This is a genomic window from Chromobacterium sp. FG22 (genome assembly GCF_057809415.1).
Genome location: NZ_JBMDJX010000006.1, coordinates 219,319 through 234,510, shown reverse-complemented (window position 1 = coordinate 234,510; position 15,192 = coordinate 219,319). Strand labels below are relative to the sequence as shown.

At 67.5% G+C, this 15,192-nt stretch carries 15 protein-coding genes; 8 read left to right on the top strand and 7 right to left on the bottom strand.

Annotated features, from left to right (window positions below):
• Positions 1-153 precede the first annotated feature (153 nt).
• On the bottom strand, positions 154-819 hold the full coding sequence (locus tag ACODSD_RS08700) for an O-methyltransferase (protein WP_107799170.1): 666 nt from the start codon (positions 817-819) through the stop codon (positions 154-156).
• Positions 820-963: 144 nt separating this feature from the next.
• On the opposite strand from ACODSD_RS08700, the gene ACODSD_RS08695 reads away from it, so the two are divergent.
• Entirely contained in the window at positions 964-1,632 is a 669-nt protein-coding gene (locus ACODSD_RS08695) for a class I SAM-dependent methyltransferase (RefSeq protein WP_107799171.1), read from the top strand.
• Positions 1,633-1,784: 152 nt separating this feature from the next.
• Here the strand turns inward: ACODSD_RS08695 and ACODSD_RS08690 are convergent, their stop codons facing one another.
• Positions 1,785-2,720: a LysR family transcriptional regulator gene (locus tag ACODSD_RS08690; RefSeq protein WP_107799172.1), complete on the bottom strand. Its 936-nt coding sequence runs from the start codon at positions 2,718-2,720 to the stop codon at positions 1,785-1,787.
• Positions 2,721-2,806: 86 nt separating this feature from the next.
• Between ACODSD_RS08690 and ACODSD_RS08685 the strand changes: the two genes are divergently transcribed.
• Positions 2,807-3,286, top strand: coding sequence for a GNAT family N-acetyltransferase (locus ACODSD_RS08685; RefSeq protein ID WP_107799173.1), 480 nt, complete (start codon positions 2,807-2,809; stop codon positions 3,284-3,286).
• A 140-nt stretch (positions 3,287-3,426) separates the two neighbouring features.
• On the opposite strand, the gene sbcC is transcribed toward ACODSD_RS08685, so the two are convergent.
• The 3 genes from sbcC to ACODSD_RS08670 all read right to left on the bottom strand — a co-directional run bounded on the left by sbcC (position 3,427) and on the right by ACODSD_RS08670 (position 8,616).
• A complete protein-coding gene (sbcC, locus tag ACODSD_RS08680) occupies positions 3,427-6,852 on the bottom strand; it encodes an exonuclease subunit SbcC (RefSeq protein ID WP_488877183.1) in 3,426 nt (1,141 codons plus the stop codon).
• Positions 6,849-8,069, bottom strand: a complete 1,221-nt coding sequence (gene sbcD / locus ACODSD_RS08675) for an exonuclease subunit SbcD (RefSeq protein WP_488877182.1) — start codon at positions 8,067-8,069, stop codon at positions 6,849-6,851. Before sbcD ends, sbcC begins: the two co-directional genes overlap by 4 nt.
• Before the next feature lie 73 nt (positions 8,070-8,142).
• Positions 8,143-8,616, bottom strand: a complete 474-nt coding sequence (locus ACODSD_RS08670; protein WP_107799176.1) for a hypothetical protein — start codon at positions 8,614-8,616, stop codon at positions 8,143-8,145.
• A 210-nt stretch (positions 8,617-8,826) separates the two neighbouring features.
• Here ACODSD_RS08670 and ACODSD_RS08665 point away from each other — a divergent pair, with 210 nt between their 5' ends.
• Positions 8,827-9,933 (top strand): acyl-CoA dehydrogenase family protein, encoded by a 1,107-nt coding sequence (locus tag ACODSD_RS08665; protein ID WP_488877181.1) that lies wholly within the window; start codon positions 8,827-8,829, stop codon positions 9,931-9,933.
• Between the two features lie 220 nt (positions 9,934-10,153).
• On the opposite strand, the gene ACODSD_RS08660 is transcribed toward ACODSD_RS08665, so the two are convergent.
• Positions 10,154-10,348, bottom strand: coding sequence for a hypothetical protein (locus tag ACODSD_RS08660; protein ID WP_107799178.1), 195 nt, complete (start codon positions 10,346-10,348; stop codon positions 10,154-10,156).
• A 131-nt stretch (positions 10,349-10,479) separates the two neighbouring features.
• Entirely contained in the window at positions 10,480-11,520 is a 1,041-nt protein-coding gene (locus ACODSD_RS08655; RefSeq protein WP_253314241.1) for a histone deacetylase family protein, read from the bottom strand.
• Between the two features lie 136 nt (positions 11,521-11,656).
• Between ACODSD_RS08655 and ACODSD_RS08650 the strand changes: the two genes are divergently transcribed.
• From ACODSD_RS08650 to ACODSD_RS08630, 5 genes are all read left to right on the top strand, one after another.
• A complete protein-coding gene (locus tag ACODSD_RS08650) occupies positions 11,657-12,130 on the top strand; it encodes an Lrp/AsnC family transcriptional regulator (protein WP_227108254.1) in 474 nt (157 codons plus the stop codon).
• Between the two features lie 30 nt (positions 12,131-12,160).
• Complete coding sequence (locus ACODSD_RS08645) at positions 12,161-12,835, top strand: glutathione S-transferase family protein (protein WP_235088771.1); 675 nt, start codon at positions 12,161-12,163, stop codon at positions 12,833-12,835.
• Positions 12,836-13,499: 664 nt separating this feature from the next.
• Positions 13,500-13,871 (top strand): hypothetical protein, encoded by a 372-nt coding sequence (locus ACODSD_RS08640; protein WP_048414716.1) that lies wholly within the window; start codon positions 13,500-13,502, stop codon positions 13,869-13,871.
• A 293-nt stretch (positions 13,872-14,164) separates the two neighbouring features.
• A complete protein-coding gene (locus ACODSD_RS08635) occupies positions 14,165-14,530 on the top strand; it encodes a hypothetical protein (RefSeq protein ID WP_107799182.1) in 366 nt (121 codons plus the stop codon).
• A gap of 231 nt (positions 14,531-14,761) precedes the next feature.
• Positions 14,762-15,121, top strand: a complete 360-nt coding sequence (locus ACODSD_RS08630; RefSeq protein WP_107799183.1) for a hypothetical protein — start codon at positions 14,762-14,764, stop codon at positions 15,119-15,121.
• Positions 15,122-15,192 lie beyond the last annotated feature (71 nt).

Genomic DNA, 15,192 nt, shown 5'->3' with positions numbered 1-15,192 from the left:
GAGCCGGCGCTCGGAACGTGTTTACGATCTTGCGAGCTCAGGCGAGACAAGGCGAAAACCGCTGAGAAAGCAGAGTGTCACGGTACATGAGCATTTCGAAGCGGTACTCACCGTGTCACGTCTCACGACGCGCAGCAGATCGTAAACAGATTCTCAGGCCGTTTCATTGACGATGGCGATGGAAAACCCGTCCCAACCCTTGACGCCCACGGTTTGCAGCGCGGTGGCGGTCAGCCGCGGCTCGGCGCCCATGTCTTCTATGAAGCGGCGCACGCCGCGCACGCCGGGGTCTTGGCTGACCACATTGGCCACCGCCCCGCCGCGCGCCACATTGTCGCCGACGATGGCGGCGCCGGGGCGCGCCAGCTTCAGCGCCCATTCCAGATAAGCCGGATTGTTGGGTTTGTCGGCGTCGATGAAGATCAGATCGAAGGGCTCGCCCCCGGCCAGCAGCGGCAGGCTGTCCAGCGCCGGGCCTTCCCGCAGTTCCACCTTGTCCGCCACGCCGGCGGCGGCCAGATTGGCCCGCGCCGTGTCCGCGTGCGCCGGATTGGCTTCCAAGGTCACCACCCGGCCGTCTGCCGGCAGCGCCCGCGCCAGCCAGATGGTGCTGTAGCCGCCCAGGGTGCCGATCTCCAGCACCCGCCGCGCCTGCATCAAACGCGCCAGAATATGCAGAAAGCGCCCTTGCAGCGGCGACACGTCCTGCGCCGGCAGGCCGGCGGCGGCGTTAGCCGCCAGCGCGCCGTTCAAAACGCCGTCCTCCACCCGCAACGCCGCGGTGTAATAGCGGTCCAGACCGCTCCATTCTGCTTGCATCGGCTTCTCCTGGCGCGGCCGCCCCGAACAACGGCCCGGCTTGACCGCGCATGCTTGAAGCCACCATGATAAGCGCATTTCAGGCCCAGCCGCCGCCACGCCTGTCATTGCGCCCAGGGCGCCTCGTTTTTAAGGGGAAAAGGTATGGACAGATTTCAAGGCGGCGGGTCCGACGGCTACGACGAGCGCATCGCCAGGCTGATTCCGGGCTACGCCCTGCTGCACCAATTGAGCGAGGCCTTGCTCGCCGGCCTGTTGCCCGCCGATGCGCGCGTGCTGGTCGTCGGCGCCGGCACCGGCAGCGACACCCTCGCGCTGGCGCGGCGGCATCCCGGCTGGCGCTTTTGCGCGCAAGACCCGTCCGCCGACATGCTGGCCATTGCGCGGCGGCGCCTGGAGCAAGCGGATGTCGCCGGCCGCGTGGATTTCCGCCCCTGCGCGCTGGACGCCTTGCCGGAAACGGAGTTCGACGCGGCGCTCTGCCTGCTGGTGCTGCATTTCCTGCCTTCTCCGGCCAAGCTGGCGCTGCTGAGCGCCGCCCGCTCCAGACTGCGGCCGGAGGCCCCGCTGCTGCTGGCCGACCTTGCCGCGGCGCCGTCCGCCGCGCTGGCCGCCGCCGGCGGCCACGCTTCTCAAAGCCTGGGCATGAGCGCGGAGGACGCCGCCCAGATGCGGCTCAAGCTGGAGCGCGATTTCCACCCCTTGACCGAGGCCGAACAACGGGCCTTGCTGCAAAACGCCGGTTTCGCCGCGCCGGAGCGCTATTTCCAGGCCCTGCGCATCCAGGGGCATTGGACGCGACGGCTGGGCTGAGCCGGCGCTAAGAGCCTGTTTACGATCTGCTGCGCGTCGTGGAGCCTTACACGGCGAGTACGGCGTCAGATTGCTCGTCCGCCGCTGGAACACTCCGCTTCTTCAGCCGCAACGCCTTGTCTCGCTCTCGCTCGCAAGAGCGTGAACACCTTCTAAGCCTGAAGCGACGGCGCGCAGGCGCGCAATTGCGCGCGCAGCCAATCATGGGCGGCGCTGCGACCGTGGCGGGCGTGGCTGTACACCTTGAGGGTGTAGGACGGGATATCGAACGGCGCGGCGTGAACGGCGATGGGCGCGGCCTGGCTCAAGGCCTGCGCCGCCAGCCGCGGCAGCGTCATGATCCATTCGGACTCCGCGATGATGAAGGGCGCGGCCAGCACCGACGGCAGTTGCAGCGCCACGTCGCGGCGCAGGCCCCGGCGCTCCAGCGCGCGATCGATGCCGCCGCGGCTTTCTCCCCAGGGCGTCACCACCACGTGGCGCGCCGCCAGGTATTGATCCAGGCTGAGGCCGTCCCGGATGCGCGGATGGGCGCGGCTGACGATGGCCACGTAGCGGTCTTCCAGCCAGTCGAAGCTTTCAATCCCGGCCGCCGGCTCCGCAATCTCCTCGACATAACCCAGCGCGAAGTCTATGCGGCCGGCGGCCAGATCCTCGGCGGACTCGCGGCCGCGGGAATGCACCAGCTTGAAACGCAGCCGCGGCGCCGCCCGCTGCAAGCCCGCCAGCAGGCGCGGCATCACCGCGAAGGCGGTGTAGTCGGTCACCGCGATCACAAAAGCCCGTTCGCTGCGCTCCGGCTGGAAACCGCCGGCCTCGGCCAGCCCTTGCGACAGCGTTTCCAGCGCGGCGCTCACCGCGCCGGCCAGTCTTTCCGCGTAGGCGGTGGGCTGCATCGCATTGCCGATGCGCACAAAGAGATCGTCGCCCAGGGCGGCGCGCAGCCGCGCCAGCGCGTGGCTGAACGCCGACGGGCTCATCGCCAGTTCGTCGGCGGCGGCGCTGACCGAGCGCTGGCGCAGCAAGGCGTCGAAGACCAGCAGTAGATTGAGGTCCAAGCGGCGCAGGTCGGAATGCAAGATGTTCATCATGACTTGAAAACAATGCAGCGCATGCAGTTTGTCTTGGCCGTAGTATAGCGCTTAATCCATTCACCACTATTCAGGTTCCATCCATGTCCATCCATATCCGCCCCGCCCAAGCCCAAGACGCCGCGCTGATCCTGCGCCTCATCAAGGAGCTGGCCGTCTACGAACGCGCCGGCGATCAAGTGGCCGCCACCGAGGACAGCATCGTCTCCAGCCTGTTTGGCGCGGACAGCCCGGCGCGGGCGCTGATTTGCGAGGTGGACGGCGAACCGGCCGGCTACGCCGTCTACTTCTTCAGCTATTCCACCTGGCAAGCCAAGCAGGGCCTGTATCTGGAAGACCTGTATATTTCGCCGCGGCAACGCGGCGGCGGCGCCGGCAAGCTGATGCTGCGCCGCCTGGCCCAGCTGGCGGTGGAACACGGCTGCGGCCGCTTCGAATGGAGCGTGCTGGACTGGAACCAGCCGGCCATAGACTTTTACCTGTCCATCGGCGCCAAGCCGCAGGCGGAATGGGTGCGTTACCGGATGGACGGCGCCGCGCTCGCCGACTTCGCCGCCGGCTGAGGCGGGCCTGTTCATGGTCTCCAAGCCAGAGCGAGGCGAAAACCGCTGAGAAAGCCGAATGCACACGCGGCGCATCAGCATTTCGAAGCGGCGCTCACCGTGCAGCATGTCACGACGCGCCGCCGATCGTGAACAATTTCTTAGCCGCTCACCGTCAGCGCGGAGCAACCGGCAGCGCCGGCCCGGCCCACCCGAATCTGCACCGGGATGCGCTCCTTCAAGGCCTCCACATGGCTGATCACGCCTATGGTCTTGCCGCCGGCGTTGAGCGCGTCCAGGGCGTCCAGCGCCAGTTCCAGCGTGTCGCCGTCCAGAGTGCCGAAGCCCTCGTCCAGGAACAGCGAATCGATCGAGGTTTTGTGACTGGCCAGGTCGGACAAGGCCAACGCCAGCGCCAGGCTGACCAGGAAGCTTTCGCCGCCGGACAGGGTGCGGGTGTCGCGCGCGGCGTCGGCCTGCCAGCTGTCGACGATTTCCAGCTCCAGCTCGCCGTCGGCGCGGCGGCGCAGCCAATAGCGGCCGTGCAGCCGGCTCAGGTGGCGGTTGGCCAGCGCCACCAGATGCTCCAGCGTCAGACCCTGGGCGAAGCGGCGGTATTTGTCGCCGCCGGCGGAGCCGATCAGGCCGTTCAAGCGCTGCCAGACGTCGGCCTCCTCGCGCAGGCCGTCGATGCGGGCGAACAGCTCGCGCTGGCCGTCGCGGCGCGCGGCGTCGTTGTCGAGCAAGGCGCGCAAGGCGCCGTCCTCGCCGGCCAGGCTTTGCCGCTCGGCGTCCAGCGCTTCCATGCGCTGGCGCAATTCCGGTTCCGGCTGCGGCGAGGCGTTGTCCCGCTCCAGCGCCGCCAGCCGTTCCGCGGCCTGTTGCCGCAGCGCCGCCGCGCTCAGCCTTTCCCGCTCCAGTTGCCGGCCGAGCGCGCTCAAGCGCTCGCGCTCGGCCTCCGGCAAGGCCGCCGCCAGAAAGGCGGCGGCGTCCGCAAACGGGCTGGCGGCCAGGGCTTGGGCCCAAGCCTGTTCCGCGTCCTCGGCGCGCCGCCGCTGGCGCGCGGCGTCGCTGTCCACCCGTTCCAGCGCGCCCTGGATCTGGGCCAGGGTCCGCGCGGATTCCTCGCAATCCGCGACCGCGGCCAGCCAGGCGGCCTCGGCGTCGCCGTCCTCCTGCGGCGGCGCGCCGTCCGGCAGCCGCAGCGCCCGCCAGCGCGCGTCCCAATCCGCGACTCGTTCTCCGGCGAGCCGGTGCGCGGCGGCCTGGGCCTCCGCGTCGGTTTCCGCTTGCCGGCGAGCCTGTTCCAAATCTTTCCAGTCCCGCCAATCGGCGGCGCGCTGTTCCAGCCAGCCGGCCTCCTGCCCCGCTTCCGGGGCCTCGAAGCCGGCGGCGGCGATGTCGGCGTCGCGGCCGCCGGCCAGTTCCCTCAGCTCGGCCTCGCGCTGCGCGAGCTCGTCCCGCAGCGTTTGCAGGCTCTGTTCCAGGCTACGCAGGCCGTGTTCTTGCAAGGCCCATTTCTGGCCCAGCGCCTGAACGGCCTCGCTTTGCCGCCGCGCGTCCGCGCGCGCCCGTTCCAGCGCCGCTTCCGCCTGTTCGGCGGCGCGCAGCGCGCTTTCCTGCCGCTGCTGCAGCCCTTCCGCGTCCCGGCAAGCCTGTTCCAGCCGCGGTCCGCGCCAGTCCCCGTCCGCCAGCCCCCAGGGCGCGCCCTCGCTCAGCCATTGCGCGGCCAGGGTTTCGCGGCGCGCTTGTTCCTGTTCCATCGCCGCGTCCAGCTGGCGCAGCTGCGCTTCGTCGCGCGCCAGCTGCGCCGCCGCCTGCTGGCCTTGTTCTCGCAGCGTCTCCAGCGCGGCCTCCTTGGCGTTCAAGGCCGCTTCGGCGGCGCCGATGTCCAGCGCCTGATAGGCGGCCACCGCCGGGTGCTCGCAAGCGCCGCATAAGGGGCAGGGTTCGCCCGGCCGCAAGGCGGCGCGGTGCTGTTCCAGGCTGAGAATGCGCCGCTCCTGCTCCAGCAGCCGCCGCTTGTCCGCCGTTTGTTCCTGCGCCAGCCGGTAATCGGCGCGCAGCCGCTGCAAGTCGGCGTCGCGGCGCGCTCGCTCGGCCTCCTGCGCCGCTCTTTCCTCGCGCCGTCCGGCCAGCCGCTCTTCCAGCGGCTTCAGTTCGGCGGCCAGCGTCGCCAGGCCGCGCAAGGCCGTGTTTTGGCGCAGCGCGCGCTGCCATTGCTCGCGCCATTCGGCCAGGCTGCGGCCGTCCAGCGCCGCCCGGCCGCTCTCTTCCGCCCGCCGCAGCGCGGCGGCGGTCTCCAGGCCGCGTCCTTCCGCCGCCTCGGTCTCCGCGTTCAAGGCCGCCAGGCCCTGGCGCTGGTTCAGCGTCCGGGCGTCCAGCTCCGCGACGCGCGCGGCGCAGCCGTCGCGCTGTTGCCGCAAGCGCTGCTGCTGATCGAAACCGGCGCGCCAACGTTCCAGCAACTCGCCCAGGCGCGCGCGATGGCTCAGCCGCCGGGCGGCGGCCTCTTGTTCCTCCGCCGCGGCCTTGAGCGCGTCCAGACGCGCTCCTTGGGTCCGCTCCAGCCGGCGGGCCTGGCTCAAGGCCCGCCAATGGCCGGCCTGCCAGTCCGCGTTCCGTGCCGCTTGCGCATGGCCAAGCGCCTGGCTTTCCGCGCTCAGACGCAGCAGCTCCGCCCGCGCCTGCTCCGCTTCCCGCCATTGCGGCAGGATGCGCCGCGCCGGCTCGTCGCGGCGCAAACACGCCAGTTCCGGCTCCGCCCGCGCCTCCTGCTCGCTGGCCCGCCGCCACGCCTCGTCGGCGTCCGCGCTCTGACGCCGCGCCTGTTCAAGGGCTTCGCGCCACTGCCATTGCTTGCGCGCCAGCTCCCAGTCCGCCTGCGCCTGGCGCGAGGCCGCGCCCAGCGCGGCCAGCCTGGCCTCCATGTCCGCGCGCCGCTCCGGTTCCAGCAGCTCCACGCCGTCGGCGCGCGCCTGCCATTGCTCCAGGGTCTGGCGCGCGTCGCGGGCGCGCTCGAACACCTGTTGCGAGATCAGGCCGTAGATTTCGCTGCCGGTCAGTTCTTCCAGCAGTTCCGCGCGCGCGTTGGCGTCGGCGTTGAGGAAGGCGGCGAAACCGCCTTGCGCCAGCAGCATGGACTTGGTGAAGCGTTCGTAATCCAGGCCGGTGATGGCTTCGACGCGCTTGAGCTTGTCCGCCACCTGGCTGCTGAGGATCTCGCCGTCGGCGTCGGCCAGCTCCACCTTGGGCGCTTGCAGCGCGCCGTCCGGCTTGTCGCGGGCGCGGCGCTGGCTCCAGAAGGCGCGGTAACGCCGGCCTTTGACTTCGAACTCCACCTCCGCCAGGCAGTCCGCGGTGTGCCGGCTCATGATGTCGTTGCTGCCCTGGGTCACGGCGTCCAGCCTTGGCGTCTTGTGGTAGAGCGCCAAGCAGATGGCGTCCAGCAAGGTGGATTTGCCCGCGCCGGTGGGGCCGGTGATGGCGAACAAGCCGCTGCCGGCGAAGGGCTCGGCGCTGAAATCCAGCTTCCATTCGCCTTGCAGCGAGTTGAGGTTTTTCAGGCGCAGGCTCAGTATCTTCATGCCTGTTCCTCCCGCAAGGCGGCCAGGGTTTCGCGATAGCGCAGCCGCAGTTGCTCCTGCAGCGGCGGATCAAGGGTTTCCAGCGCCAGCCGGCGCTCGAACACATCCAGCGGCGTCAGTTCGTCCAGGGTTTCGCCGGCGGCCGAGGCCAGCCCTGAGGCGGCCTGCCCGCGGTCGCGCCGCACGCGCAAGAGCTCCAGCGGCAGATCGGCGCACAGCGCCTGCGCGCGGGCGGACAGATCGCTCAGGTAGTCGTCGGCGCTGACCACGATCTCCAGCCAGACCGGCCGTTCCGCGCTGCCGGCCTCCGCCGCCTGCGCCAACAGCGCCGGCAACTGCGCCAGGCTGCCGCGCACCGAACGCAAGGGCTGGAAGCAAGGCACCGCCAGCGGCCGGACGGAGCCTAGGCCCTGCTCGTCCAGCTCCGCCAGCAACACTTCCTTGCCCTGGCCGGCTTCGTCGAAGCTCAGCGGGATGGGCGAGCCGCTGTAACGGATGTGCTCGTGGCCGCCCACTTTCTGCGGCCGGTGGATGTGGCCCAGGGCGATGTAGTCGGCCGGCGGGAAGGCGTTGCTGGGAAAGGCTTCCAGCGCGCCGACGTAGATTTCGCGCACGGATTCGCTGGCGCTGGCGCCCACCGTGGTCAGGTGGCCGCTGGCGACGATGGGCAGGGGCAGGCCCAATTGTTCGCGGCGGCGGAGCGCTTGCTCGTACACCTGCCGGTAGCGTTCGCGTATGGCGTCCTGCAAGGATTGCTGCTTTTGCTCGGCGCTCTGGCCGGCCTGGCTGCGCAGCACGTCGCGCGGGCGGATATAGGGCAAAGCGCACAGCAGCGCGCCCGGCTCGCCGTCGCGGCGCTTGAGCATCAGGACCTGATCGGCCGGGTCCTCGCTCAGGGCCGGCACCACGCTGGCTGACAGATAGGACAACAGCGCGCGGCTTTCCGCCAGTGTGGCCACGGAGTCGTGATTGCCGCCCAGCAGCACCAGTTGCACGCCGGCGCGATGAGCGGAGGCGATCAGGCCGTTGTAGAGTTCGCGCGCGTAGCTGGGCGGCGCGCCGGTGTCGAAAATGTCGCCGGCCACCAGCACGACGTCGGCCCGGTGGACGTCGGCCTGCTCCAGCAGCCAGTGGATGAAGGCCTGGTGCTCCGCCAGGCGGGTTTTGCCGATGAAATGCTGGCCCAAGTGCCAGTCCGAGGTGTGGAGGATGCGCATGCCGGCCGCTGAGTGGGTTCAATGCCCGGCAGTTTACCGGCTTGCCGCGTCCCGTCCAGTCCCAGGCCTCGGCTCAGTCGCCCCACTTGAGGCTGAGACCCAGCCCCTGGCAGTTTCTGTCGTCCGGCGCGCAATTGCTGTTGCGGGTATGCAGCTGCAAGGCGCTGTCCGCGCATTGCGGCGAATAGGGGTCCTGATCGCAAAGCTTGGCGCTGCCCATGGGCTGGGGCGGCGCGGAGGCGTAGGCGCGCTCGGCGCCCTTGGGCTGGCAATAGGCATAGCCGGGATGGCTTTGGCAGTCCACCGGCGTCTTGGGCTCTTGCTTGCTGCGCAGCGCCTGGTCCGCCAGCAGGCGGGTACGTTCGGACGGCGGATAGCTGAAGCGTTTGCTGTCGTAGCCCAGGCTCCAGCCCGGCGGCGGCTTGGCCGCGGGGCTCGCCGTTTCGGGCGGCGTCGGCTTGAGGTCCAGGTCCAGCGCCAGGCTGGGGCCTGCCAGGCCTAGCGCGGCCAGCAACAGGCCAAGGGATAGAATGGGAGATGCGCTCATCGGAACCTTTCCCCGTTCCGCGCTTATGAACTGCCCGCGCCAAAGCGCGGCGGGAACGGTGTCAATAATAAAAAAGATAGAGCCGCGATGGCGTGGACAAGTTCCGCCGCGCGCTCAATCGGCAGGGACAGATGTCATGCTGTACACATAGACAGCGCCGTCTATCCCGCCCAGAATGCCGCTGAAATCAACCACGCCCCTCCCCGCGCCATGCACCAAGCCGAATCCCTCGCCCTGCTCCGCCGCGTAGACCAACGCGTCCGCCTGCAACTGTCGCCGCTGGCCGCCGCCATCGATCAGCAAGGATATTATCCGGAGGAGATATTGCGCGGCCTGGGCGAAGACGGCGCCTACGCGGCCTTGTTGCCGACGGAAGCCGGCGACGGGCCGGGCCTGGTCGCGGCGATGGCGGCCATCGCCGAAGTCGGCGCGGTTTGCGGCAGCACCGCCTTTCTGGCCTGGTGCCAGAGCGCCAGCGTATGGCTGCTGCGCCACGCGGCGCCGCGGGCGGAGCTGAGATCGCTGATGACGGAACTGGCCGCGGGCCGGCGCCTGGGCGGCCCCGGCCTGTCCAACGCCATCAAGCACCTGGCCGGCCTTGAGCCGCTGCGGCTGCATGCAGAACCTTGCCCCAGCGGGTATCGGATATCCGGCGATCTGCCCTGGGTGTCCAATATCGGCGGCGGCCATGTGTTCGCCGCGGCGGCGGCCGCCTCGGACGGCGGCAAGCTGGTCTTCGTCGCCGATTGCGACGCACCGGGGGTACGGCTCTGCGACGGGCCGCCCACCGCCGGCATGGCCGGCACCCGCACGTTGAGCGTGAGGCTGGACAAGGTGTTGGTGCCCGCCGAGCGGATGGCGGCGGAACCGGCCGACTTCGCCGCCTTCATACGGCGCGTCCGCCCCGGCTTCGTGCTGGCGCAGGCGGCGGCGGGCCTGGGCATTGTGCAAGGCTGCCTGGACGACATCCAGGAAGCCAATCTGCGCGACGGCGAGCAGAATCGCTGGCTGGACCACTCGTATCAGGATCTGGCGGCCGAACTGGCCGGTTTGTGGCGCGAGGCGAAAACGCTGGCGCCTCAGGCCGAGGCGGGCCAGGTTCAACCCTTGAGCGTGCTGCGCTTGCGCGCCGCGGTGGGCGAATTGTGTCTGCGCGCGGCGATGTCGGCTCAGCTGCACGCCGGCGCGGCCGGCTTTCTGCTGTCGCATTCGGCGCAGCGCCGGCTGCGCGAGGCCAGCTTCATCGCCATCGTGACGCCGACGCTGAAACAGCTGCGGCGCGAAATCGATCTCGCGGAACAGGCGCAGCCGGCTTAGAAGCCGTTCAAAATTCGCCCCGCCTCGCGCTGCGCAACGCAGGATAAGGCTGTGCCGGCGGGCCTTGGAACGTGTTTACGATCTCGCTAGCTAAAGCGAGACAAGGCGTTGCGGCTGAAGAAGCGGAATATACGAAGGGCGCGCGAGCATGCCGAACGCCGGCGCTCGCCGCGCCTCACGAAGCGCGGCGGACTTTGAATGGATTCCTTGGAACGGGCGCTTAGTGGCGTAGATAGGCGAACAGCCCCACCAGCGCGATACAGGCGATCAACGCCGCATGCAGCAAGACTTCCTCCTGTCGGGCGCTGAGCCGCCATTTGACATGGCGTTTGCCCGCCAGGGGTAGGTTGGGCGAAAAATGCTGATAAAACGCGCTGGGACTTCGATCTGCGGAGTCGGGATGGCCGCTTTTCATGAGAAATAACTCTGAAGTTGTCGGGTGTAAGCAATTTTACACCCGCCACTCTATGCTTTTTACATTTTTTTCACAAGTTCGGCTTGCCGGCCGGCGGCCCGGCGATTTATTCGCCGCCGGGCTGACCCAGGTCAAACGCCTACGCCGCCCGCCTGGAAGCCCGTCAACACATTCACCGCGTTGACGCCGATATCGTCCACCATATAACCGCCCTCCATCACGAACAGCGTCGGCAAACCCAGCCCGGCGATGCATGCGCCCAGGCGCAGGAAGTCTTCGCTCTCTAGGCGGAACTGGCTGATCGGGTCATCCTTGAAGGTGTCCACGCCCAGCGACACCACCAGCGCGTCCGGCGCATAAGCGGCTATTTGCCCGCAAGCGTGGCGCAAGGCTTCGCCGTAGGCCGGCCAGCCGGTGCCGTGCGGCAGCGGGTAATTGTGATTGAAGCCCAGGCCGGCGCCCCGCCCCCGCTCGTCGCGATGGCCGGAAAAATACGGGTAGGAGGATTTGGGATCGCCGTGCAAGGACAGAAACATCACATCGTCGCGCTCGTAAAAAATGCTCTGCCCGCCGTTGCCGTGATGGTAGTCCACGTCCAGCAAGGCCACCCTGGCCGCGCCGCCGTCCAGGCAGGACTGCGCCGCGATCGCCGCGTTGTTCAGATAGCAGTAGCCGCCCATATACTCGGCGGCCGCGTGGTGGCCGGGCGGCCGGCACAGCGCGAAGGCGCTCTTCTCTCCCGCCAGCAAGGCGTCCATGCCGGTCAAGGCCACGTCGGCGCTGGCGCGCGCCGCCCTCCAGGTGCCGGCGGTGATCGCCACCCCGGCGTCCATCGCGTAAAAACCCAGCTTGCCGTCGATGAATTCGGGTTCGATGTCGCCGCGCAGATCGCGCACCGGCCAGATCAGCGGCAAGGCGTCGTGGCTGCGGCCGGCGGCGGTCCATTCGTCCCAGGCCCGTTCCAGAAAACGTACATAGCGCCGGCTGTGCACGCGGGCGTAACGTTCGCTGTCGTATTCGCTCGGCGCGGCCACCGGGCCCAGCCCCGTCGCCCTCACTCGCGCCAAGATGGTGTCGGCGCGCCCCGGCTGCTCGAAACAGGGCATCAACACCCCGTCTTTCAACTCGCAACCATGGTGCAGATGGTGCGCATCGCTGTAAATCGTCAACATCGCCGTCCCTCCTCGTTTCTCGCTTGAATAAGGCAAGGTCCCAGTATGCGCCGCGGCCGCTGGAATAGTTTTGCTTTTGCCCCGCCTTCGGCGCTAATCTGGAGCAAGAAAGCAATATTGAAAGCGATTGTTGAGCATGAATAGACTCAAAACTCCGCTGGATGATACGGATCTGACTCTGTTGCGCTTGCTGCAGCAGGACGGAGCGATGTCCAACCCCAAGTTGGCCGAACGGCTGTCCCTCAGCGTCACCCCCTGTTGGCGGCGGCTGAAGCGGCTGGAGGAAGCCGGCTACATCAAGGACTACCAGGCCAATCTGGATCGCCGCAAGCTGGGCTATGATGTGCTGGCCTTTGTCCGGCTCAGTTTCGGCCAGCACGCCGACGACGCGCCCAATCGTTTTGAAGACCGGATGCGGGAGCGCCCGGAGGTGCTGTCCTGCCACAAGATCACCGGCGACGCCGACTATTTGCTGCAAGTGGTCGCGCCCAATCTGGACGCGTACAGCGACTTCATCGAAACCGTGCTGCGCCGCACCCCGGGCCTGCACTCCATCCACTCCAGCCTGGCGCTGCGCGAAGTCAAGGCCGGCAGCCGGCTCCCCATCTAGCGCGCTCCGGCGCAATGGAAGAACCCGCCCATGATCACCGTCCACCACTTGAACAATTCCCGCTCGCAACGCGTGCTCTGGCTGCTGGAGGAGCTGAACCTGCACTACCGCATTCAGCATTACCAGCGCGATCCGCTCACCCTGCTCGCCCCGCCGGAACTCAAGGCGGTGCACCCTCTGGGCAAGTCCCCGGTGATCAGCGACGGCGAGCTGACCCTGGCCGAATCCGGCGCCATCGTCGACTACCTGGTGGACACCTACGGCTCAGGCCGGCTCAAGCCCGCCGCCGGCGCGCCGGAGCACAGCGATTACCTGTTCTGGCTGCACCACGCCGAAGGCTCGCTGATGCCGCCCTTGGTGATGAGCCTGGTGTTCTCGCGGCTGGACCGGCCACCGGTCCCTTGGCTGCTGCGGCCGCTGGCGCGCAAACTGGCCGCCGGCGTCCGTCGCGCCTATCTGCAACCGCAGCTGGACGCGCTGCTCAGCCATGCCGACCGCTGCCTGGCCCGCCACGGCTGGTTCGCCGGCCCCGTCTTCAGCGCCGCCGACATCCAGATGAGTTTTCCGCTGGAAGCCGCGCGCGCGCGCGGTTATCTGAATCGGGAACATCCGCATGCGCTGGACTTCCTGCGCCGCGTCCATGCGCGGCCGGCCTATCGGGCCGCGCTGGAAAAAGGCGGGCCTTACGCTTACGGCGACGATTGATTCCTGCTGAAACCGGCTCAAAGTCTGCCGCGCTTCGTGAAGCCTTGCAGGGTGAGTGCGAGCTCAACAGGCTCATGCGCCACGAGCAATTCCGCTCTTACGCTCGTTTTCGCCTTGTCTTGTTCTGGCTCGCGAGACTTTGAACCGTTTCTTATATTAATAAACGGCGAATATCCGCCGCATTGAAGACCCGGCTTCAGGCATTGCGACGCCGTTTTTCATTCCATCCCATGCCCATGGCTTATTTAGTGTTGCGCCGCACACAAAAATGTAAAAAAGTTTGATTCAGGATTGCCTATCCTCGTAAAGCCCCCTATAATCCGGGCATCTCAAATACTGCAAAGGTTCATCGTGGACAACGACGGAAGTAGTCGATCTTGTATCGCAACGCCGTCTTGCAGGATTTAGCAGACCCTTTTCTCTGCCACATCCTGCAATGACAGGGTGTGGTGTCTAAAATTCGGCAACAACGCACATCAGCGACCCGCCTAGCGCGCGGCCCAGTGCGAGCCGGACCCCAGGCCGAACGGCCAAGCTTTTCAGACATCCCCAGATTCGCGCCGCGCAGGCGGCTTGCCGCCTGATTGCGCACGGATTCCCTTTGACGGCGTTTGCCTTCGGATTTCGTCGCGTCCTCCTTGCATCGCCAATGGGAGGAATCATCATGCGCTTGATCACTAAACTGGCAGCCCTGCTGCGCCCAGGCAAAACCACCGCCCCGGCCGCCGTTTACCAGTTGAACATTTTTTGCGTCCATGCGGACCTGACCATGCTGCGCGTGCAAGCGGCCAAGCAATTGCACGCCCGCGGCCTGGAGGTGGAACGCATCGCCCTGACCGCCGGCGACAACGACCTGGCCTGTCTGAGCGTGCTCTTCGCCTGTCCGGACGTGGCCAGCCGTTGCCTGAACCAGCTAGCCGCGCATTTTTGCCAGCTGCCTCAGGTCAACCGGGTTCACTGGGCGCGCCACGCGCAGCGCCCGCGCGTGCCCAACCGCGCCTTTTTGCTGGCCCAACGGGCTCATTTGGCGCACTGAACCCACCCCGACTTCCCGCGCGCGGCCATGTCCGCGCGATCCCACTAAACGCAAACGCTGCCAGCCAGCAGGAGGTTCCGATGTTGATAGAAGACCCTGAACCGCGACCGCGCCGGCCCTTGGCGAATTGCTGATCTGAGCCCCTCCCTTATTGCGACAACGGGACCGGCCAATTAGCCGCCGCCGACCATCGCAATCGACCATTAAATTATTTTTATTTCTGCGTCTATAAAACACAGAAAGGGAATAATGCTGTCCGTCGCATTTTCAAAATGAAAATGAGGGAGTGAAATATGCGCCACAATAAACTGGCTTGGTTATTCAATTATCTCGCGCGCAATCCAAGCAAACGCCAAGACGAAACCAGCTGCCACCTGAATGTGATTTGCGACATCCCGGTCATTACCGCGCTGCGCAAACAACTCTTCTGGGAAATGCACACCCTGGGCCTGGCGGCGACCCACGTCGCCATCACCCCGGCCGCCGCCTCCGGACAAGCCTGCCTGAGCGTGCGCCTGGATTGCCCGGTCGCCCTGCGCCGCGCCTTCAATGAAATGGCGCTGCGCCTGAGCAAGATGCCGGAGATTCACCGCGTCCGCTGGGGACGCCGCAAGCCGGAGACGCGGGCCACGCCCCGTCGCTGGGCGGCCAGCGCCTGAGCGTCCATTGAGTTCAACCCCACCGCCAAGAAAGGCCAGCCATGTCTGAAGAACCGGAACCCCGATCTTGCAGACCCGAGGCCGCCCGCACCGCCTGATCTCCTCCGCCTGACGGCGGCGGGATAGGCCCGCGCGCCTCGCCACCGTCAAAAACAACCCTGTCATCGCATGCCGCCAGGCAGGGGCCGGCACGTCCGCACGCGACGGAAGCCGGATCGCAAGGAGATCGCCATGAACGACATCATCCGCCACAACATCCGGCCGCAGCGCTATCAACTGTCGGTCATCTGCCCCACGCAAGCGGTCAAGGCCGCGCGCCGGGAAATCCGCGCCGCCGCCCAAGGCCACGGGCTGAAAGTGTCCAGCTGGAACGAAACCCTGCTGGCCGGCGAATGCCACGCCTCCGGCGCGCCGGCCAACTGGATGCTGGCCACCGAGTTCCGTTCCCGCGGCGACGCCTCCATGCATTTCCTGGAAGCCGTCATGCAGCGGCTCGGCAACCTGCCGCTGGCCCGGGTCCGGCTGGACATCCTGCCCGGCCAGGTCCGGCCCGAATGGTCCGCCGGAGTCCGTCCGCTGGCCCAATCCTGATTCACCCTCCCGCGCCGCCCAGCCGCGGCGGCGCGGGCTTCAAGCCCACATGAAGGAAACACCATGACCGA